A 20949-nucleotide genomic window follows, 5' to 3' on the forward strand; every position below is an offset into this window, starting at 1 on the left:
CCGCAGCGCGGCAGCGTAGGTGCCACCAGGCGCTTCGTGTAGCATCGGTGGAAGGCGAAAAAAACGCAACGCGGGAACTTGCTCGCAGCGAAACCCTCGACTCCGCGCTTGCGGGCCTGCGCTCGGGGCGAACGGGTTTCAAACGGCGATCGACCTGTTTCCTCCGTTCGCGTTGAACGCCGCAAGCGATGGCGAGCGAAGTCGATACGCCCGCGATCCTTCGACTCCGCCGTTCAACCACTTCCCTTCCGACCAACCAGACCAGGACGACATGCAGCACGGCGCCGAAATCCTGCTCAGCCTGTTCGCGATCTTCGTCGCGGCACAAGTCGGCGCCGAGATTGCGCAGCGCCTGAAACTGCCCGGCGTGGTCGGAGAGATCGTCGCCGGCTGCGCGATCGGGCCTTCCGCGCTCGGACTGGTCCGGCCCGAGCAGATAGCCGCGGGCACCCCGCTGGACGTGCTGGCCGAGATCGGCGTGGTGCTGCTGCTGTTCGCGGTCGGCCTCGAGACGCGCCTCGACGACCTCAAGAAGGTCGGCAGGAGTGCATTGCTGGTCGGCGTGCTCGGGGTCGTCGTGCCGTTCGCGCTCGGGGCCCTGTGGGCGCACGGCAACGGCTTCGAATGGACCCGGTCGTTGTTCGTCGCCGCCGCGTTCGTCGCGACGTCGGCCGGCATCACCGCGCGCGTGCTGCAGGAACTCGGCGTGCTGACCCGCATCGAGGCGCGGGTGATCCTCGGCGCCGCGGTGATCGACGACATCCTCGCGATGCTGCTGCTCGGCGTGGTCACCTCGCTGCAGGGTGGCGAAGGCATCAACGTGAAGGGCCTCCTGTTCGTGCTCGCGCAGGCCGTCGGCTTCGTCGTGGTGATCGGCTGGGTCGGCAGCCGCGTGATGCGCCGGCGCGCGCATTGGCTCGACCGACCGATCAATCCGCTGTCGCCGTTGACGATCGCGCTCGCGATCTGCCTCGGGCTTGCGTATCTGTCGACCGAATTCGGCCTCGCCGCGATCATCGGCGCCTTCCTCGCCGGCATGATCGCGTCGGAAGTACCGCAGCGCGAGGAGCTCGAACACCAGATGCAGCCGCTGCTCGCGCTGCTGACGCCCTTCTTCTTCGTCGTGACCGGGGCGAAGATCGACCTGTCGGTATTCGCGAGCGCGGACGCGCTGTGGATGCTCGCGATCGCGACCCTCATCGCGATCGTGTCCAAGCTCGTCGGCGGTTTCCTCGGCGCGTTGTCGCTGGGAGCACGCAGCGCCCTGATCGTCGGCGTCGGCATGGTGCCACGCGGCGAAGTCGGCGTCGTCATCGCGAGCCTCGGCCTTGCCGCGGGCGTGTTCTCCAACCAGACCTATGCGGTCATCGTCGCGATGTCGCTGCTGACCTCCATCGTTACGCCGCCGGTGCTGTCGCTGCTGCTCGCGCGGGACAGGGACGCTGGCACGCCCCCGCCCGGACCGGCAGCGCGTCTCTAGCCGTCGAAGCCATCCGTGAAGATGCGGTCGTCTCGGCATGCATCACCCTGCGCGCCCTGCGCCATCACGTTGAACGCGGCATGGGCGGGGAACATCGGCGAACCCGCCCCGACTGCCTCGATGTACCAGTGACCAGGCGCACCGGCGAGCCCGGCGCGATAGCCGACCACGAAGGGGACGTCGTCGAGCACCGTGCCGGCGCTGTAGTTGCCGTCGGCGCGCGTGACCTGCACCGCCACGCACGGATTGTCGTCGAGCAGGGGATGTTCCAGCCTGACTTCAGTCGCCGCTGCGGCACCAACCTCGGCGACCATCCAGTTCTGGCTCGTGAACAGGTCGGTGACGATGACGTTGAACGAGACGCCGATCGCCATGTCGGCGAGGTCCTCGTTGCGGACGTACCAGTGGGCTCCGAAGTACTCGAGGCCGATGCGGTGGTCGTGGTAGGTGCCGCCGATTCCGCCGGGGTTCCAGTTGTGCGTGACGAACGCAACGGCCTCCGGATGGCCGTTCAACCCGGCATCGTCGAGCATGGTGTAGTTGGCGCTCGAATTGCCGGCTGTGCTCGTGTGCACGTAGTGAGCACGGCTGTCGATCGGCGCAAACACGTTGAAACCTCGACCGACGCTCAGCGGGGAAGCATTCTCATGGAAGATCGACCAGTGCGACGGCGAGCCGTCGTCCTCGAATACACCGAGTGTGTTGGCCGACTCCGCGCCCGCCGAAGATGCGCGCACGGGCGTCGCCAGCAGGACGGCATTGGTCGCCAGCGTCCACATGGGTTCGTCGATCCGGGTGTAGTCGCCGCCTGGAATGGTGTTCGCGGTGGTGGAACGATGCGTGCCGCTGCGATCGACGCTCAGTTCATAGGCGCCGATGTCGACACCGGCCACCACGCGCGACTCGCCATCCGCATCGAAGCCGTAACCGAACAGCGTTGTCGGCACGTCGGCCGTGTTGCCGGTGTCCACCGCCGGAGAAGCGAGGCTTGACGGGCGCGGATTGACCAGGCTGGCGAGCAACGGGTCACCGTTCACGGTGCCCGGACCCGGCGTGAAGCTGTCGCCGCCGTTGCCGTGGACGAGGTTGTAACCGTTGCTCACTGCGCCAGCCAGGCCGCTGTCGATGGCGAGGCCGGTCGCCACATTGAAGGCCACGAGGTTGTTCGCCACGCGTCCGGAACTCGAATCGGCGCCGAAGCGGCTCACCTCCACGCCGAGAATGTTGCCGACCACGGTGTTGTTGACGAGGCGCAGCGCCGTGTTCGTCAGCGCGACCATCAGGGATGCTTCACCACCGGCCGGTCCGCGCGCGCCGACGACGACGTTGTCGAGCACGTCCATGGTGTTGGCCGTACTGCCCGGGTTCCATGCCGCGCGGATGCCCTTCTGGTAGCCGCCGCCATCGATGACGTTGTCGTTGATGGCCATGCTGCCGAAGCCGTTCGCGGAGAGCGCGATCGCGGTGGCCGGAACGTTGCGAAGATGCACGCGGTTGCGGAACACGTTGATGTGCCATTCGCCCCCGAGGCTGTAAGCGCCGACGCCGCCCGACAAGGTGGTCGTCGCGCCGCCAAGCTCGATGACGTTGTCGCCGATTGCGACGTGCGCCGGGCCGGTACCCGCGTCGCCCACCTGGATGGCTCCCTCGCCCGTGCTGGTGCTCGTTTCCTCGAAGCGCAACCGGCTCAGCGTGTAGGAACTGTCGGTGTCGCTGCGATGGGTCACCCTCAGCTGCCCATGGCGCAGGACCAGGTGCTCGATGTCGATGTTCACCGCGCCGCTGGTCGGAGAATCGACGTCGATACGGCGTCCCGGCGCGAACACGGCGTCGATTCCGGCGGCACCGGCCAGGGTCAACGATTTGGAGATGGAAAGACTTTCGTCCACTGCGGTGTAGCCGTCGGGAAGCAGCAGCTCGTCGTTGCCGATGAGTACGGTATCGCCCGGCGCCGCGGCGTCGATGCAGGCCTGCAGGGTCGCCTGGCAGGCGCCGATGCCGCTCAGGTTTGGCCATAGGTAGGTGGTGGCCGCGTGCGCTCGCGGCCCGAAGGCGCCGAACGCTGCAACGACGAGGGCTGACGCGAGCTTTCGCGCGATGACCTTCGAATGGCTGTTCATGTTTGCTCCTGTTTCGGCACCCGCTGGCGCCGATCTCCTCCATACGGGGAATCGCGCCGATTCCGTGCACGCACCGCCACGGCATGAGTTAGCCTTGCCGTACATCGGCTTCCAGCGCGGATCGGCCGTGAACGGAACATCCATCAACGGGGACGCACTGACGGCAGTCACTGCACTGCTGCACGACCTGGCCGGTCGCGGCGACGGGGTGTCGCGCCTGTTCGAGCAGATGCAGCACGACCTGCGCCGGGTCGCGCACCGCGAACGAATGTCGGTGCGCGCGAGCGATACCTTGTCGACGACGGCGCTGGTGCACGAGGCCTTCCTCAAGTTCGAGCGCACCGCCCTGCCGCAATTCGCCGACCGCAGGCACTTCTACGGCGTCGCAGCGCGTGCGATGCGCCAGGTGCTGGTCGATCACGCGCGTGCGCACCTCGCCGACAAGCGGGGCGCCGGTGCAGCACACGACACCCTCGGCGCCGTCGACCGCGAGGTCGATTCGAATCATCGCGACGCCGAACGCCTGTTCGAAATCAATGCCGCACTCGACCAACTGGATGCCGTTCGGCCGCGTCTTGCCCAGGTGGTCTACCTGCGCTTCTACGCCGGCCTCAGCGACGCCGAGATCGGCAACGTGCTCGATGTCGATGAAAGCACCGTGCGCCGCGACTGGCTGAAGGCACGCGGCTGGCTCTACCAGCACCTCGGAAGCGCCTGATATGGCCCCCGAAGCCGACGCGCTGCGCTGGGGCGGGCTCGAAAGCCGGCTCGACGGCCTGCTCGATCTCGACACGCACGAACGCGTGGCCGCACTGGCCGACGTGGCGAGGCAGGATCCCGAAGCCGCGCGCGTGCTCGCCAGTTGGCTCGAAAGCATCGAGGGATCCACGGGCTTCATGGAACCGCGTGAGGATCCGGCGGCACCCGCCCGTGGCCAGCAGGTCGGCGCGTGGCGGTTGCGGCATCCGCTCGGTCGCGGCGGCATGGGCGAAGTGTGGCTGGGCATGCGCGATGACGGTGCGTTCCAGAAAAACGTCGCGGTCAAGTTCATACGCGTCGATCGGCCGCGGATGCGCGAACGCCTGGTGCAGGAACGCCAGGTGCTCGCCCGACTCGAGCATCCCAACATCGCACGCCTGCTCGACGGCGGTATCGATGCGCTCGGACGTCCGTACCTGGTCGCCGAGTTCATCGACGGCCTTGCACTGGATCGCTGGTGCGTCGAGCGCACGCCCCCGCTCGATGCGCGCCTCGCCGTGTTCCGCCAGATTGCCGAGGCGGTCGCGTACGCGCACGCAAACCTCGTCGTGCATCGCGACCTGAAGGCCGCGAACACCATCGTCGATGCGCAAGGCCACGCCAAGCTGCTCGACTTCGGCATCGCCAAGTTGCTCGACGAGGAGGCCGGCGCCACCGCTGAACACGCCCTCTCGCCCGACTGCGCCGCGCCGGAGCAGGTGACCGGGGCGCCGATCACGACGCGCACCGACATCTACGCGCTCGGCGCCCTGCTCTACCAGCTCCTGACCGGGCGCACGCCGCTCGGCGATTCGAACCTGCCTTTGGCGGATGTGGTGCGCCGGGTCTGCGACCTGATGCCGTTGCCACCCAGCGCGGTTGCGCTGGAGCAAGGCGGCACACCGCTGCGACAGCGCTCGAAGGATCTCGATGCGATCGCCCTGAAGGCCCTGTCGAAAGACCCGCAGGAACGCTACGCGACGGTCGAAGCAATGCTCGCGGATCTCGACGACGCACGCGCCCTGCGTCCGGTGTCGGCGCGCCGCGGATCCGCGCTCTACCGGACGCATCGCTTCCTGCGTCGACACCGCGTCGGCGTGGGCGTCGCCGTCGGCCTCGCGGCAACGCTGCTGCTCGGCGCGGGCGGGACGCTCTGGCAAGCCCGCGTCGCCATGCACGAACGCGACAGCGCGCTCGATCTGGCGGAACGCAGCGATGCAGCCAGGGACTTCCTCGTGCGCCTGCTCAGCGAGAGCAGGGCCGACGCGCCGTTGCGCCCACACGAGATGATCGAACGCGCGGCAAGGCTGCTCGCGCAGGAACCGGCCATGCGCGCCGATGTCCGGGCGATGACGCAGAACGTGATCGCCGAATTGCAGCTGGAACGGCGCGACTACGCGGGTGCCGCGGGTACGTTCCGTGGCCTCGCCGAAGCGGCCGGCGACGCACCCGACGAGCTGGCCATCGACGCGATGTGCGGACTTGGCGCGGCGGAAATCGCACTCGATCACCAGGCCGAGGCGCAACGGTGGCTGGACCGCGGCCTCCTGCATGCGCGCCGGCTGGAAGGCAGCCGGCGCGCAAGCCTTGCTTCCTGCCTCTCGTATGCCAGCATGCGTTCGCACGAGCATGCCGATCGTGCGCTCTCGCTGGCACTGGCGCGCGAAGCGATCGACGTGATCGACCACCTTGGCGTGCGCTATCCGAGCCGGCAGTCGGCGCTGCACAACAACTACGCCAACGTGCTGGCCGCCGCCGGGAATGCGCCGGCAGCGATCCCGGAATTCAGGCGCGCGCTCGCACTGCTGGCCGAAGCCGGGCGCAGCCGCAGCGCCGACTACTCGACCGCCGAAGGCAACCTGGCGAGCGTGCTGGCCGACGTCGGCCTCGCACGCGAGGCCGACGCCGAATACAGCAAGGCAATCGCCTTGCGGCGAGAAGTCAGCGGCGAATCGATCGGGCTTGCACAGCAGATGAGCCTGCATGCAAGCGTGCTCCTCGATCTCGACCGCCCGGTGCAGGCGCTGTCCATGCTTGATCAGGCCGCAGCGATGCTTGCGGCGAACAACGAGCCGCCGGGACTGCGCATCGCGCACGTCCACCTGCGCCGCGCGGGCGCCTATGCGTTGCTGCAGCGGCGCGATGATGCCGAGCGCGAATACGACCAGACGGAACGGGTGTATGCGCAAGTGCTCAAACCGCAAAGCACGACGCGCAACAACGTCGAACTCGGGCGTGCTGCATTGTGGATGCGCATGCCGCGCACGCCCGCCGACCTCGATCGTGCAGGCGCGCAGATCGACGCCGCGATTGCACGCGTACACGCCGGCGGAGCAACCGAACTGCCCGGCAGCATCCTGCGCAGCGAAGCCGAACTCGCCCTCGACCGCGGTGATGCGGCCGGCGCGGCAACCAGCGCGCTCGCGGCACGCACACGCGATCTCGCCGACCTGGACCCCCACGCCTGGCAGCTTGCATTCGATGACGCGCTGCTGGGAGCGGCGTCGATCCGTCTCGGCCGCGGCACGGACGGCCGCGCGCGCCTGGCGAATGCCCTCGCGCGCATCGAGGATGCGCTCGGCCACGAGCATTGGCGCGCGCGGCAGGCGCGCGCATGGCTGTCGCCGTCCGGAACCGGTGCGTGGGCGCCTCAGCGCGACAACGCATCCGGGTCGTAGCGCTCCATGAAACGGTGCGGATGCGTGAGCGGCGTGAAGCCGTACTTCGCGTAGAGCTCGTGCGCGTCGCGGGTCGCGAGCACGAACCGACGGATGCGCTGCAGGTCCGGATGCGCCATCACGTAATCCATCAGGTGTTTCGACAGGCCGCGACCGCGCACATCGGGCAACACGAACACGTCGCACAGGTAGGCGAAGCCGACGCCGTCGGTGACGACGCGTGCGAACGCGACCTGGCGCGTTCCATCATAGGCGCCGAAGCAGGTCGAATTGGCGATGCTGCGTTCGACCAGATTGCGGTGGATACCGGGCACCCAGTACGAATCGCGACTCAGGAATTCATGGATCGCAGCGACATCCAGGCGCGCGCGATCGCAGGAGAATAGGATGCCATCCACCATCCGATCTTCGTGTCCGCCCATGGCCCGCTCCGTCTCGATCGCCCTTGCCTGCGCCTTGGTGGCGCTCTCCGGCTGCGCCACGCCCGCGTTCAAGGGCGCCCCGCCTCCGGGACCGCCGCCGGCCGAGGTCGCCGCGGCCCCCGAACGCTACCACGATGCGACGGTCGTCTGGGGCGGAAAGATCCTCGCGATCGACAATCTCGCGGAAACGACCGCGGTGCAGGTCGTCGCCTATCCACTCGACCGCAACCAGCGCCCGGACACGCGCGCGCCGTCGATCGGGCGCTTCGTGCTCGCGATGCCCGGCTATGTCGAGGCAGCGGACTATCCGCCGGGTCGCTGGCTGAGCGTACGCGGGCACATCGTCGGCAGCGAAGTGCACCGCATCCAGGAACGCGACGTCGTGCATCCGCGCATCGCGCCCGAAGAGGTGCATCGCTGGCCGCGCGAATTCCCCGATGAGCACGGGCACTGGAGCTTCGGTGTCGGCATCGGTGGCGTGATCCGCTGATCGGGTGCCGCAATGCCAAGGGAAACCGACGTGTGGGAGCGCCGGAAGGCGCGATGCTTTTCGTGGCTCGACGGCTGAACTGCATCGCGGCTTCCGCCGCTCCCACAAGGAAAAGGCCGCCCGCAAGGACTCACGTCAGGACGCGCGCGGCAGCGCGAACGCGATCACGTAGTCGCCACGCGTCGTGCCCATCTTGGCGTGGCCGCCGGCGCAGATGACGATGAATTGCCGCCCGCCGATCTCGTAGCTCATCGGCGTTGCCTGCGCGCCCGCGGGCAAGCGCATCGTCCAGACTTCCTTGCCGCTCGCGGTGTCGAATGCGCGAAGGAAGTTGTCGCTGGTTGCGCCGATGAAGGTAAGTCCGCCGGCGGTCGTCAACGGTCCACCCATGTTCGGTGCGCCTTCTGTGTCCCAGAACGGCCACGGCGCTCGGTCGCGCGAGGTGCCGAGCGGCTTCGTCCACGCAATCGTGCCCTTGGCGAGATCGACGGCGACGAGCCTGCCCCAGGGCGGCGCCGTGCAGGGCGCGCCGAGCGGCGATTTAAGCAGCGTGCGGCGCATGCCGTACGGCGTGCCGCGCTGCGAGGCGAATTCCCAGTCCGCGTATTTGCCCGAGTCGTACTGCTGGTCCAGCTCCGCGCGCGGAATCAACGCCACGACGAATGGAATGTCCATCACGTTCGCGACCAGCAGCTTGCGCTGCGGATCGAACGCACCGCTACCCCAGTTCGAGCCACCCGCGTAACCGGGACGCTCGATCGACCCGCTCGTAGCCGGAGGCGTGTAGATGCCTTCGCTGTGCAGCGCGGCGATCTGTTCGCGGCAGCGGCCGCGATCCCAGAACGTGAGTCCCCACGCGTCGTCCGGCGTGACCGGCGCATGCGAAACGAGCGGCGGGATCGACGAGAACGGTTGCGTCGGCGACGGCACCTCGCCGGGCACTGCATCCTGCGGCACCGCGCGTTCCTCGATCGGAAACAGCGGCTCGCCGGTCTCGCGGTTGAGCACGAACACCTGCCCGGTCTTGTGCAGTTGCACCAACGCCGGGATCGTGCGGCCGTCGCGCTCCAGGTCAATCAGCATCGGTTGCGAGGCGACGTCGTAGTCCCACAGGTCGTGGTGCACGAGCTGGCGTCCCCACACGAACTCGCCTGTCGCCGCCTTCAACGCAACGACCGAATTTGCCCATTTCGTTTCGCCCGGGCGAACACCGCCGAAGAAATCGGGGCTGGCCGATCCGGTCGGGATGAACACGAGTCCGCGTTCGGCATCGACCGCGAGTGGCGCCCACGCGTTCGCCGCGCCGGTCCAGTGCGCCTGCTGCGCATCGACTTCACCGAAATCCGGATTCGCCGCGTCCGCCGGCACCTTCGCCGCGCGCGGGATCGGATCCCAGTGCCACAGTTCGCGGCCGTTGCGCAGATCGAATGCGCGCACCACACCGAGCTCGAGGTCGGTGCCGCCGTTGTCGCCGATCGACGAACCGACGATCGCAACATCGCCTGCGATCGCGGCCGGCGAGGTGACCGAATACTGACCGACACGCCGTTCGGACAGACGCACGCCCCTGGAGAGATCGACTTCGCCATCCTTGCCGAACGCGCTGCAGCGCGCACCGTTCGCGGCATCGAGCGCGATCAGGCGCGCATCGATCGTCGCGAACAGGATGCGTTGCGCGCACGCACCATGCGGGTCGGCCTGCGCGTCGCGCCAGTAGCTCACGCCGCGCGTCGCCATCTCGGAATAGTCGTGCTCGCGTGGAACCTTCGCGTCGAACTGCCAGCGTTGCGCGCCGCTCGCCGCGTCCAGCGCGAACACCTTGCCGGTCGCGGTGTTGAAATACAGCGTGCCGCCGACCATCAGCGGCGTCGCCTCGAACGTCAGCGCATCGTGCCCGCGCGCGAAGCCGTCGCCCAGCTCGCCGGTGCGGAACGTCCACGCCGCTTCGAGTTGCGCGACATTCCCCGGCGTGATCTGGGCCAGCGGCGCATGTCGCTGGCCATGGCCGTCGCCGCCGTAGGCGGTCCATTCGAACGGCGCGGCCGTCGCCGTCGCTGCGCAAGCAAGCCCCATCCATACCAGCATCCGCATCGTAGCCTCCCGTTCGATAGTCGATTGAAGTCGACCACGACGCCCTTGGCAACGACCGTGTGACGAAATGGACCATCGGTGCCGCAGGCGGGCGGAGCAAGCAGCGGGAAGCGAGGCAGGTGTTCCGGGCCGCGCGCATCGTCAAATGCCGCACGACCCGATGCAGCCGCCATTGGCTTGTCGAACGTCGTCGCATCGTTTGCAGTCGGGTTACCGCCCGCCTGCACCCGTCACGAACCGAACCACCCTTCCGGCAACAGGGCGCGACAACGCCGACTCAACATCAGCTCGGCACCATCGCGCAGGGTCAGCCTGAGGTCGCCATGCGCCCGGGGTTCGACCGCCGCGATGAAATCCGCACGCACGAGGTGCGATCGGTGCACGCGCAGGAACTCGGCCGGATCGAGCCGCTGGGCGAGGCGCGACAGGGTCGCGCGCACGAGGTGGCGGCGCGTCGCGGTGTGCACTTCGACGTAGTTGCCCGCGGCACTGAGCCGATGCACGTCCGCGATCGGCACGATCAGCGAGCGACCGCGCTCGTGCACGACGATGCGGGCGAGCCTCGCCACGCCGCCCGCGCCACCGATCCGGCGCAGGCGCTCCTCGTCGGCAGCCTCGCCATCTCCGTTCCTGCGCTCGGCCATGCGTTCATCGACGCGTGCGAGCGCCCGCGCGAAGCGTTCGCGGTCGAACGGCTTCAAGAGGTAGTCGAGTGCGGCGACCTCGAATGCGCGCAGCGCATGTTCATGGTAAGCGGTCGTGAAGACGACCAGCGGGTACGGCGGCGCGGCGCGCGCAAGAACGTCGAAGCCGTTTCCGTCGCCAAGCCGGATGTCGAGGAACAGCAGATCGGGCTTCTCCCGGCGCAGCAGCGCGAGGCCGCCGACGACGTCGTCGGCTTCGCCGACGATGCGATAGCCCGGCTGGTCGGCGAGCAGGCGACGCAGCTTCGCACGCGCGGGCGGCTCGTCCTCGACGATCGCGACGCGCACCTCGCTCATTCGAGCAGCAGCGGCAACTCGATCTCGATGCAGGTGCCGGCAACATTGCCGGGCGCGATCGAGAAGCGGTGCTGGCCCGGATACAGCAGTTCGAGGCGATGGCGCACGTTGGCGAGGCCGACACCCGGCGTGTAGCCGGGCGCAAGGCCGCGACCATCGTCGGCGACGACGCAGCGCAGGCGCTCGCCGTCGACGTCGATGCTGACGTCGACCCGTCCGCGCCCGGAAGCGAGGCCGTGCTCGAACGCGTTCTCGACCAGCGGCTGCAACAACAGGCGCGGAATGCGCGCGTTGCGCGCGGCCGGATCGACCCGCACGGCGGTTTCGAGCTTGCCGCGAAAGCGTTCACGCATGAGCTCGAAGTAGCGCTCCAGCCAGACCACGTCGTCGACGACGCGCACGCGCGCCTCGCCGGTTTCGCTCAGCGCCACGCGCATCAGCACGGCGAGCGCGGCGATCATGCGGTCGGCCGCCTCGACGTCCTCGTGCATGCGGTTGGAGATCGCATTGAGCGTGTTGAAGATGAAATGCGGCTCGATCTGCGCGGTCAGCTGGGCCAGGCGCGCCTGGCCGAGATCGCGCTCGAGCTGCACCAGGGTCAGCTCGCGTTCGCGTCGCGCGCGCAGCGCGCGCCAGGCCACGCAGAAACCGACGATCAATGCATAGGTGATCAGGTCCTTCTGGAGTTCGTAGGCGATACCGAGCAGCGGATCACCAAAGTCGTAGCGTTCGCCCATCAGCGCGTAGACGAGCTTGCGAATGCCGACCATGCCGAACGTATGCAGCAGCGAGAACACGATCGCGGCGGGTACGTGCACGGGAATGCGCCGCAACCAGTCGCTGCCGGAAAGCGGGTGGCGCCGCTCGAAGCGGAAAACCGCGATCGCCAGCACCGCCATCACCAGCGCGCTGCTGAGTTCCCACGTCATCGGCTCCCACGCGGGAACGCGGCTGCCGCTGTTGCGCTGGCCGATCACGACATTGATGCCGAGCCACAGGCCGATGCCGAGCCAGGCAAGGACGTAACCCAGCCACGGCCACGCGCGACCCGTCGGTGCCTGCGGCGCGCATGCGTCCCCGGCCTTGGAGGCGGCGATGGTCGATCCGGCCTGCGCGGTCATCAATCCGCCACGTCCGGCTCGAAGAACGACCATCGAATCTCCGGGAACCTGGCCTTCAGATCACCCTCGACAGCGTTGATCGCCGCGACCAGTTCCCGCGCAGCGAGATCGCCGCGCATCTCGGCCTTGATCGCGACCATCACGTCGGGGCCAAGCTGCATGGTGATGACATTGAACAGACGCGCGATCTCCGGTCGCTGTTCGAGGAATTCGTTGATTGCCGCTTTCAGCTCCGGCTCGGCGCTCTGCCCGATCAGCAGCGCCTTGACCTCGACCGCGACGAAGATCGCAACCAGCACCAGCAGCACACCGATCGCGAGCGTGCCGAGCGCATCGAACACCGGATTGCCGGTGATCATGGTCAGCAACACCGCGGCAAGTGCGATCACCAGGCCGAGCAGCGCGGCGAGATCCTCGCCAAAAACGACGATCAGCTCGCTCTGGCGGCTCTCGCGAAACCAGTACCACAGGCTGTGTTCGCCGCGCGCCTTGTTCACCTCGCGCAGGCAACCCCACATCGAAATACTCTCGGCGACGATGCCGAACGCGAGCACACCGACCGCCAGCCACGGCCAGCGCAGCGGCTCGGGCTCGTTCAGCTTGTGCAGGCCCTCGTACAGCGAGAACGCGCCGCCGACCGAGAACAGCAGCAGCGCGACCAGGAACGACCAGAAATAGATCGCCTTGCCGTGACCGAGCGGATAGTCCGGCGACGGCAGGCGCTTGGTGTTCTTGAGACCAATCAGCAGCAGGCCCTGGTTGCCGCAATCGGCGAGTGAATGCACCGCCTCGGCGGCCATCGCACCGGAACCGGTGACGATCGCGGCGCCGAGCTTGGTCACGAAGATCGCGAAATTCGCGCCGAGCGCGAGAAAGATGGTCTTGAGGGAATCGGCCTTGCCGGACATGCAGGTTTCCGTGATCGGGGGACGCGGAAAACGCCCGGCGCGGAGGGCTGCACAGCCTCTCAGCGCACGGCCAGGCGCTTGCGCAGGTCGGCAGCGTAGAGCGAACCGGATGCACCGAGCAAGGGTTCCAGCTCCGCGCGCAACGCCGCCGCCTCGACGTCGGCACCGCGCGCCTCGATGGCGCGGGCCAGCGCCACCTTGATTTCGAGCACGCGCGGATCGTGGGGCGCCAACGGACTGCGAACGGCGAGCGCCTCGCGCAACAACGGCTCCGCAATGGCGCCGCGTTCGAGCGCGAGTTCCGCACGCGCCAGTGCGAACAGCGCATTGGCGAGTCCGATGTTGTGCGCAGGCAGCGCTGTGCGCGCGAGCTCGAGCGCTTTGGACGCCGTCGCCTGCGCCTTCACCGCGTCACCCGCATCGAGCTCGGCTTCGGCGAGCTGCGCGTGCAACAAGGCGACGACCGGATCAGCACCGCGACTCGCGCCCTTCACTGCCGCCAGCGCCGCGCGCAATTCATCGAGCGCTTCGGCAGGACGGTGGCGCAGCCGAAGCAGATTGCCAAGGTAGCCACGATCCTGGTTCAGCCATTCGGAGTCGGCGGGATAGCTGCGACGGTCGATCGCCAGCGTCTCGCGCAGCGCCTCTTCGGCCGACGCATAGTCGCCGCCGTACTGCAGCGCGAGGGCGAGATTGCCGAGCGGACCGACGCGTGCTTCCTCGGTCGCGCCTTCGATGCCGCTCCAGGTGGAAATCGATTCGCGGAACGCGGCCTGCGCTTCGGCGAATCGGCCCAGCATGATGCGATCGAGACCGATCATGTTCTGCGCGCGTGCAATCTCGTCGGCATGGCGCGCGCCGAGTACCCGGCGCTGGTCGTCGAGAAGCGCCACCCGACCGCGCAGACCCTCTTCGTAGCGCCCCTGCTTCTCGATCGCCATGAACAGGTTCGCGCGCGCGCCCAGCGTTTCGCGATGATCGTTGCCGTAGCGTTCGATCTTGATGTCGAGCGCTTCGCGCAGCGCCTGCTCGGCGCCGACGTAGTCGCCTTTGTGCGACAGTGCGAACCCGAGATCGTTGAGATCGGCGGCGACCGTCGTGCTGCGGCCGCCCAGTCGCTGGCGGTCGATCGCGAGCGCCGCCCGCTCGGCGGCAATCGAGTCGTCGTAGCGCGACAGCTCGTCGAGCGCGTGCGCGAGCAAGGCCCAGTCCAGTGCCACCTCGCGCGCCCCCTCGCCGAGGCGGGCAATATCCCCGGCCAGCAGTTCGCGCGCGACCGATTCGGCTCGCGCGGTTTCGCCCCGCTCGGTCAGCACGCGCACCTGCAGGCGACGCGCATCGGACAGGTCTTTTGGCGCGCCGGCACCGGCGGCGAGCGCGAGTGCGCGCTCGACATGCGTGGTCGCCGGCTCGTACAGGCTGCGCTCGGCCTCGCTCGAGGCCAGCCGCACGAGATTGCGCGCGCGCACTTCGGCGGCGACGCCCCCGTTCTCGCCGAGCGCGACCGCCTTCTCCAGCAGCGGGGTCGCGCGCTCGTAATTGCCTATGTTCCAGTACAGGCTGCCGATGAGGCCGGTCATGTCGGCCGCGATCGACGCGTTGGCGGCTTCGTCGGCGAGGCGCGCCTCCCCCTTTTCGAGCAGTTGCTGCGCGGTGAATGGCCGACCCTCGTTCTCGTCGGGCGCCGCCTGCTCGAACACGCCGGCGAGAAAACCGCGCGCGGCCTCGGCCCGATCGGCCTGCTCGCGCGCCAGTGCCGCCTGATGCAGGCTGACCAGCGTCGCGCCGATGCAGAACGCGAACGCGATCAGTGCGCCAGCGAGCGCGTAACGATGCCGCCGCGCGAACTTCGCAAATCGATAGCCGGCCCCGCTGCGCGCCGCGATCGGACGGCCACCGAGGTGACTGCGGAGGTCGGACGAGAGCGCCTCGACCGAGGAGTAGCGCCGCTCCGGCTCGGACGCGAGTGCGGTCAGCACGATGCGGTCGAGGTCGCCGCGCAGCGCGCGCCGGGTAGCCGCGTCGACGACGGCACCCGGCGCCTTCATCTCGCCCGCGCCGTCGCGCGCGGGCCGCACACCGGTGAGCAGTTCGAACAGCACGACGCCCAGCGCATAAACGTCGGTCGCGGTCGTCACCGCCGCGCCCGCGACCTGCTCCGGCGCGGCGTAGTCGGGCGTGAGCAGGCGCGCGGCCGTTCGCGTCGGCGCTTGCGCGTCGGTGTCATCGAGCACCTTGGCGATGCCGAAATCCAGCAGCTTCGGCGCGCCGTCCGCGTCGACGAGGATGTTCGAAGGCTTCAGGTCGCGATGCACGACGAGGTTGCGATGCGCGAACTGCACCGCCTCGCACACGCGCAGGAACAGGCGCAGGCGCGCGGGTATGTCAAGCGCGCGCTCGCGCGCATGATCCGTGATCGGCATGCCCTCGACGTATTCCATGACGAGGTACGGCGTGCCGTCCTCGCCGACCCCGCCGTCAATGAGGCGCGCGATGGACGGGTGTTCCAGCCGCGCGAGGATCTGCCGCTCGCGACGAAACCGCAGCAGCAGCCCGGGCGTCGGCCACGCGACCTGCTTGACCGCGACGCGTTGCTCGAACTCGCCGTCGCCGCGTTCGGCCAGCCAGACCTCGCCCATGCCGCCGGCGCCGAGGCGGCGCACGACGCGCCATGCGCCGAAGCGCGACGGCTGCGCGCCATCGGCGCCTTCGCGCCATTGCTGGGTATCGGCCGGCGGATGTTCCATGAAACCCTCGGCGCGCGCGTCGGCGCGCAACAGGCGCTCGACCTCCGCGCGCAACGTCGCGTCATCGGCGCATGCGACATCGAGATAGCCGCTGCGCGCGGCGGGCGGCAACTCGACGCAGCGATCGAACAGCTCGGCGAGGCTGCGACGCATGGCGCTCAGGTATCCGGGAACAGCGACGTATGCAGCTGCGCCCGCGCCCGCCGCCAATCGCGGTTCAGCGTGCGCTCGCTGACTCCTTGCAGCACGGCGATCTCGGCAACGTCCATGCCGGCGAAGAAGCGCAGTTCGACCAGTTCGGCGAGGCGCGGCTCGTCGGCTGCGAGCTCGGTCAGCGCATGGTCCAGGCGCAGCAACTGATCGGGCGCGAGTTCGCTGCCGCCGACGACATCGCCTGCTTCTTCGAGGACGACGAACTGGACCTGCCCGCCACCGCGCTTGTCGGCGATGCGCGCACGCGCGCGATCGATCACGATCTGGCGCATCGCGCGGGCGGCAAGCGCGAAGAAATGCCGGCGTCCCTGCAGCAGGGACAGACGCTCGGGCTGCGCGAGCTTGAGGTAAACCTCGTGGACGAGTCCGGTGGTGTTCAGCGTGGCGCCCGGCGCAATGGCCAGCTGCTTGCGCGCGAGCAGCTTGAGCTCAGCGTAGACGCGCGCGAACAGCGCCTTCAGCGCCTGCGTATCGCGGTCGTTCGCGCTGGCCAGTAGCGCATCGATCGACTCGTCCACGGCTACGTCCGCGTTGCCACCCGGGTCCCCCGGGCACGAGTATAGGACACGCGCTTGCGCCGACAACGCAGGGCGCGCGCCGCCACCGGCATCACGGCTCCCCGAGTGCCGCCTGGGTCTTCTTCGGCAGGTTCGCGCGCACCAGTTCGTACGAACGCCGCACGAATCCGGCCAGTTCGTCCTGGGTGAAGCGCTCCGGCTCGGTCACGCTGACCCAGAACGCGCGCGCCATGTAGTGTGCGGGCGCCATGCCCGGTTGTTCGGTCAGTTCGAGGAAACGGTCGGAGTCGACCTTGAACGACAGGCGACCCCGATCCGGGCCGAGCGCGCACATTACCACGAACATCTTGCTGGCGACGCTCCAGACGAGGTCGACTTCCCACTTGATCGAGCGCGTCGCGCCGGGCCAGCGCGCGCACAGCGCGTCGAGGTCGGTGTCGCGCATCCCGGTCACCTTCGCTGTCATCGCGCACCGCCCGCAAAAGTCGCAATCGTAACCGGAGCCGGGTGGCTATGATACCGAGCGCGGCGCCGATGCATGGATGCGCGAGCCGGCGCCATGCGCAACGCGCCCGTGGCATGCTGTGCAGGATGAACGAACCTTCGCCCCCTCACGCTCCCGCGCAGACACCGGCTCCGGCCGCACGTGCGCGCGGCCGCGCATTCACGACCCGCGACGGCCGCCGCCTGCGCCTGCGGCCGCTGCGACCCGACGACGTCGAGGCGCTCAAGCGCGGCTTCGCGCGCCTGACGCCGGATCAGGTGCGCCAGCGCACGTTCCATCGCATGAACGAACTTACCGACGAGGCGGCCCAGCGCTTCGCGCATGTCGATGCCGCGACGGCAGCCGCCTATGTCGTGGTCGACGACGACGGTGAATTGCATGGCGAGGCGCGGCTGCACGTGACGCCCACGGGCGAGTCGGCCGAGTTCGCCCTCATCGTCGATCCGCAGATGCTCGGCATCGGCATCGGCGGCGCGCTCATGCGTCGCCTGTTCACCGAGGCGCGTCGGCGTGGTTTGCGCGAACTGTGGGGTACCGTGCTGGCGGACAACTCGTTGATGCTCGATTTCTCCAGCCAGCTCGGCGCGCGACGCGAGATGATCGCCGACGAACCCGATCTCGTGCGTGTGCGTTTCGACCTTGCGCGGCGCGCGCGCGGCAGTCGCCGGCAATCGCCCACGGCATGACGCCCGCGCGCGCCGGGACCGCAGGATCCATCTCCTGCGAGCGACCGGCCCGCGATGCGCATTGGCAATGGCGGTCGCGCACGGGGTGCGCTCCTAGCCTGCCACTGCCTCGCCGTGTTTTTCGTCGCCACGCCGCATGCGCTGCCGCAGGCGCTCGAAGTACAGAAAGATCACCGGCGTGATGTACAGGGTCAGCAACTGCGACGTGACGAGGCCGCCGACCACCGCGAGTCCGAGCGGGCGGCGCGCTTCAGCGCCGGCCCCGAAACCGAGCGCGATCGGCAGCGTGCCCATCAGCGCCGCGAACGTCGTCATCATGATCGGGCGGAAGCGGACCACGCAGGCATCGAGGATCGCGCGTTCCGCATCCTCGCCCTCGCGCTGCTTCTCGAGCGCGAAGTCGATCATCATGATCGCGTTCTTCTTCACGATGCCGATGAGCATGATCAGGCCGACGGCACCGTAGAGGTCAAGGTCCTTGCCGAACACCATCAGGGTCAGCAATGCGCCGAACACCGCGGTCGGCAGCCCGGACAGGATCGTCAGCGGATGGATGAAGCTCTCGTACAGGATGCCGAGCACGAGGTAGATCACGAACACGGCGAGCAGCAGCAGCATGCCCATGCCCGACAGCGAATCCTGGAATTGCTGCGCGGTACCCTGGAACGACGCCGTGATCGTGTCCGGCATGCGCAGATCGGCGACCGCGCGGTCGACGCCGGACACCGCATCACTGAGCGACATGCCCGGGCCAAGGTTGAACGACACGGTCACCGCCGAGACCTGGCCGAGATGGTTGATGGTCGCCGGTCCGACCGAATGACCGGTCTGCGTCACCGCCGACAACGGCACCAGCCGCGATGAGGGACTGGATGTCGAGTCGCCCGCCAGCGCCTTCGGTGGCAAGTTCGGCGTGACGTAGATCGAGGACAGCACCGAGGTGTCGGCCTGGCGAGCCGGATCGACCTGCAGCAGCACCCAGAACTGGTCCGACGCGGTATAGATCGTCGACACCTGCGCCGGACCGAACGCGTAGTAGAGCGCGCTCTCGATCGCGTCCGGCGTGACGCCGTACGCGGCAGCGGCGTCGCGGTCGATGCTGACATCGAGCTGCGGATTCGCGATCTGCATGTCGCTGTTGACGTCGAGGAAACCGGGCAGCTTGGCGAGCGCCGCCACCAGTTTCGGCGTCCACTCGAACAAGCGCTTCGTGTCGGTATCCTGCAGCACGAACTGGTAGGTGCTGTTGGTGAGCTTGCCGCCGATGCGGATCAGCGGCAGGTTCTGCGCGAAAGCCTGCAAGCCGGCGATCTGCTGGAGTTTCGGGCGGATCTCCTGCACCACCTCGTCGGCGCTCTTGCGCTCATGCGGCGGTTTCAGGTTCACGATCATGCGCCCGAGATTCAGCGTCGCGCTGCTGCCGCCGGCGCCGACGAACGCCATCACGTTCTCGACATTGGGGTCGTTGCGCAGAATCTCTGCCGCCTTGCGCTGCTTTTCCAGCATCGCGTCGAAGCCGATGTCCTGCGCGGCCTGGGTGAACACGAACAACTGCCCGGTGTCGTCGTTCGGCAGGAAACCCTTGGGAACATGCACCGCCAGCACGCCGGTCGCGACCACCAGCGCGAAGAACACGCCCAGCACGAAGCGCCGATGGCGCACGCCGGCGCGAACCGTACGCGCATAGAACGCCTGCATCGCGTCGAACGCGCGCTCGAACGACTGATACAGGCGCCCGTGCGTGCCGCCATGCAACGGCTTGAGCATGCGGCTGCACAACATCGGGGTCAGGCTCAGCGAGACGAAGCCGGAAACGAGCACCGCGGCGACGATCGTGACCGCGAACTCCTTCAGCAGGCGACCGATGATGCCGCCCATGAACATGACCGGGATGAATACCGCGGCAAGCGACAGGGTCATCGAGACGATCGTGAAGCCGATTTCGCGCGCGCCGTCGAGCGTCGCGGTCAGGCGGTCCTTGCCCATCTCGAGATGGCGCGAAACGTTTTCCAGCATCACGATCGCGTCATCGACGACGAAGCCGACCGCGAGCGTGAGCGCCATCAGCGACAGGTTGTCGATGCTGAAGCCGAGTGCGTACATGACTGCGAAGGTGCCGACGATCGACATCGGCAACGCGAGCGACGGGATCAACGTCGCCGGCAGGTTGCGCAGGAACACGAAGATCACCAGCACGACCAGGCACAATGCGAGCAGCAGGCTGAACTTCACGTCGGAAACCGATTCGCGGATGCTCTGCGAACGATCGTAGATGACGTCGAGCTGCGCCCCGGCCGGCAACGAGCGCTGGAACGACGGCAGCATCTTGCGGATGTCCTCGACGACCTGGATGGTGTTCGTGCCCGGCTGCTTCTGGATCGCCAGCACGACGCCTTGCTCACCGTTGATGATCGCGCCGCCCTTGTCGTTCTGCACGCCGTCGTAGACTCGGGCGACGTCCTTCAGGCGCACCGGCGCGCCGTTCTGGTAGCTGACGATGAGCTCGCCGAATGCGGCGGCGTCGTACAGCTGTCCGCCGACCATCACGTTGTAGATGCGGTTCGGCCCGTACAGCGTGCCGGTCGGCAGGTTCACGTTGCCCTTGCCGATCGCGCCAGCCACGGTATCGATACCCAGCCCGCGCGCCGCGAGCGCATCCGGATCGAGGTCGATGCGCACCGCGTATTTCTGCGAACCGTAGACATTGACCTGGGCCACGCCGTTGACGGTCGAGATGCGCTGCGCGAGCGTGTTCTCGGCGTACTCGTCGAGCGTCGACAGGCGCAGCGTCTTCGAGGTGAACGCGACGTAGAACACCGGCGAGTCGGCCGGATTCACCTTCTTGAACGTCGGCGGCGTCGTCATCTGCGTCGGCAGCTGGCGCAACGCCGACGAGATCGCCGCCTGCACGTCCTGCGCGGCGGCGTCGATGCTGCGATCGAGCGCGAACTGCAGCGTGATGCTGGTCGAGCCGAGTGCACTCGAGGAGGTCATCGAATCGAGCGCGGGAATGGTCGAGAACTGCTTTTCGAGCGGCGTCGCGACCGCCGACGCCATCGTTTCGGGCGATGCGCCCGGCAGGTTCGCCGACACCTGGATGGTCGGGAAGTCCACGTTCGGCAATGCGGCCACCGGAAGCTGGCGATAGCCGACGATGCCGAACACGAGGATGCCGATCATGACCAGGGTGGTCATGACCGGACGGCGGACGAAAACTTCGGACACGTTCAT

Annotated in this window: 15 protein-coding genes; 5 read left to right on the forward strand and 10 right to left on the reverse strand. The window is 68.1% G+C overall.

Annotated elements, in window-relative coordinates:
• The first annotated feature begins 271 nt into the window (after positions 1-271).
• Positions 272-1480: a cation:proton antiporter gene (locus ACILRJ_RS17455; RefSeq protein ID WP_395684489.1), complete on the forward strand. Its 1209-nt coding sequence runs from the start codon at positions 272-274 to the stop codon at positions 1478-1480.
• Here the strand turns inward: ACILRJ_RS17455 and ACILRJ_RS17460 are convergent.
• Entirely contained in the window at positions 1477-3600 is a 2124-nt protein-coding gene (locus ACILRJ_RS17460; protein ID WP_395684490.1) for a choice-of-anchor Q domain-containing protein, read from the reverse strand. The genes ACILRJ_RS17455 and ACILRJ_RS17460 overlap by 4 nt on opposite strands.
• 127 nt (positions 3601-3727) lie before the next feature.
• Between ACILRJ_RS17460 and ACILRJ_RS17465 the strand changes: the two genes are divergently transcribed.
• Both ACILRJ_RS17465 and ACILRJ_RS17470 read left to right on the forward strand, forming a co-directional pair.
• Positions 3728-4318 carry an ECF-type sigma factor gene (locus tag ACILRJ_RS17465; protein ID WP_395684491.1) on the forward strand — a complete coding sequence of 197 codons (591 nt, stop codon included), beginning with the start codon at positions 3728-3730 and terminating at the stop codon, positions 4316-4318.
• A gap of 1 nt (position 4319) precedes the next feature.
• Positions 4320-7016, forward strand: coding sequence for a protein kinase domain-containing protein (locus ACILRJ_RS17470; protein ID WP_395684492.1), 2697 nt, complete (start codon positions 4320-4322; stop codon positions 7014-7016).
• On the opposite strand, the gene ACILRJ_RS17475 is transcribed toward ACILRJ_RS17470, so the two are convergent.
• Positions 6989-7438, reverse strand: a complete 450-nt coding sequence (locus tag ACILRJ_RS17475) for a GNAT family N-acetyltransferase (RefSeq protein WP_395684493.1) — start codon at positions 7436-7438, stop codon at positions 6989-6991. The genes ACILRJ_RS17470 and ACILRJ_RS17475 overlap by 28 nt on opposite strands.
• Between ACILRJ_RS17475 and ACILRJ_RS17480 the strand changes: the two genes are divergently transcribed.
• On the forward strand, positions 7437-7928 hold the full coding sequence (locus tag ACILRJ_RS17480; protein ID WP_395684494.1) for a Slp family lipoprotein: 492 nt from the start codon (positions 7437-7439) through the stop codon (positions 7926-7928). The genes ACILRJ_RS17475 and ACILRJ_RS17480 overlap by 2 nt on opposite strands.
• A 135-nt stretch (positions 7929-8063) precedes the next feature.
• On the opposite strand, the gene ACILRJ_RS17485 is transcribed toward ACILRJ_RS17480, so the two are convergent.
• The 7 genes from ACILRJ_RS17485 to ACILRJ_RS17515 form a co-directional block, all read right to left on the reverse strand.
• Entirely contained in the window at positions 8064-10019 is a 1956-nt protein-coding gene (locus ACILRJ_RS17485; RefSeq protein WP_395684495.1) for a pyrroloquinoline quinone-dependent dehydrogenase, read from the reverse strand.
• A 230-nt stretch (positions 10020-10249) separates the two neighbouring features.
• On the reverse strand, positions 10250-11020 hold the full coding sequence (locus ACILRJ_RS17490; protein ID WP_395684496.1) for a LytR/AlgR family response regulator transcription factor: 771 nt from the start codon (positions 11018-11020) through the stop codon (positions 10250-10252).
• Positions 11017-12174: a sensor histidine kinase gene (locus ACILRJ_RS17495; protein WP_395684497.1), complete on the reverse strand. Its 1158-nt coding sequence runs from the start codon at positions 12172-12174 to the stop codon at positions 11017-11019. Before ACILRJ_RS17495 ends, ACILRJ_RS17490 begins: the two co-directional genes overlap by 4 nt.
• Positions 12141-13049 carry a cation diffusion facilitator family transporter gene (locus ACILRJ_RS17500; protein ID WP_395684498.1) on the reverse strand — a complete coding sequence of 303 codons (909 nt, stop codon included), beginning with the start codon at positions 13047-13049 and terminating at the stop codon, positions 12141-12143. Before ACILRJ_RS17500 ends, ACILRJ_RS17495 begins: the two co-directional genes overlap by 34 nt.
• Before the next feature lie 59 nt (positions 13050-13108).
• Positions 13109-15949 carry a protein kinase domain-containing protein gene (locus ACILRJ_RS17505; RefSeq protein WP_395684499.1) on the reverse strand — a complete coding sequence of 947 codons (2841 nt, stop codon included), beginning with the start codon at positions 15947-15949 and terminating at the stop codon, positions 13109-13111.
• Positions 15950-15954: 5 nt separating this feature from the next.
• Positions 15955-16527, reverse strand: coding sequence for an ECF-type sigma factor (locus tag ACILRJ_RS17510; protein ID WP_395684500.1), 573 nt, complete (start codon positions 16525-16527; stop codon positions 15955-15957).
• A gap of 91 nt (positions 16528-16618) precedes the next feature.
• Complete coding sequence (locus ACILRJ_RS17515) at positions 16619-16972, reverse strand: MmcQ/YjbR family DNA-binding protein (protein WP_395684501.1); 354 nt, start codon at positions 16970-16972, stop codon at positions 16619-16621.
• Between the two features lie 146 nt (positions 16973-17118).
• On the opposite strand from ACILRJ_RS17515, the gene ACILRJ_RS17520 reads away from it, so the two are divergent.
• Complete coding sequence (locus ACILRJ_RS17520) at positions 17119-17718, forward strand: GNAT family N-acetyltransferase (protein WP_395684502.1); 600 nt, start codon at positions 17119-17121, stop codon at positions 17716-17718.
• A gap of 93 nt (positions 17719-17811) precedes the next feature.
• Here ACILRJ_RS17520 and ACILRJ_RS17525 read toward each other — a convergent pair whose 3' ends face one another.
• A complete protein-coding gene (locus ACILRJ_RS17525) occupies positions 17812-20949 on the reverse strand; it encodes an efflux RND transporter permease subunit (protein ID WP_395684503.1) in 3138 nt (1045 codons plus the stop codon).

The organism is Dokdonella sp., from assembly GCF_044227025.1.
In the GTDB taxonomy this organism is placed as follows: domain Bacteria; phylum Pseudomonadota; class Gammaproteobacteria; order Xanthomonadales; family Rhodanobacteraceae; genus Dokdonella_A.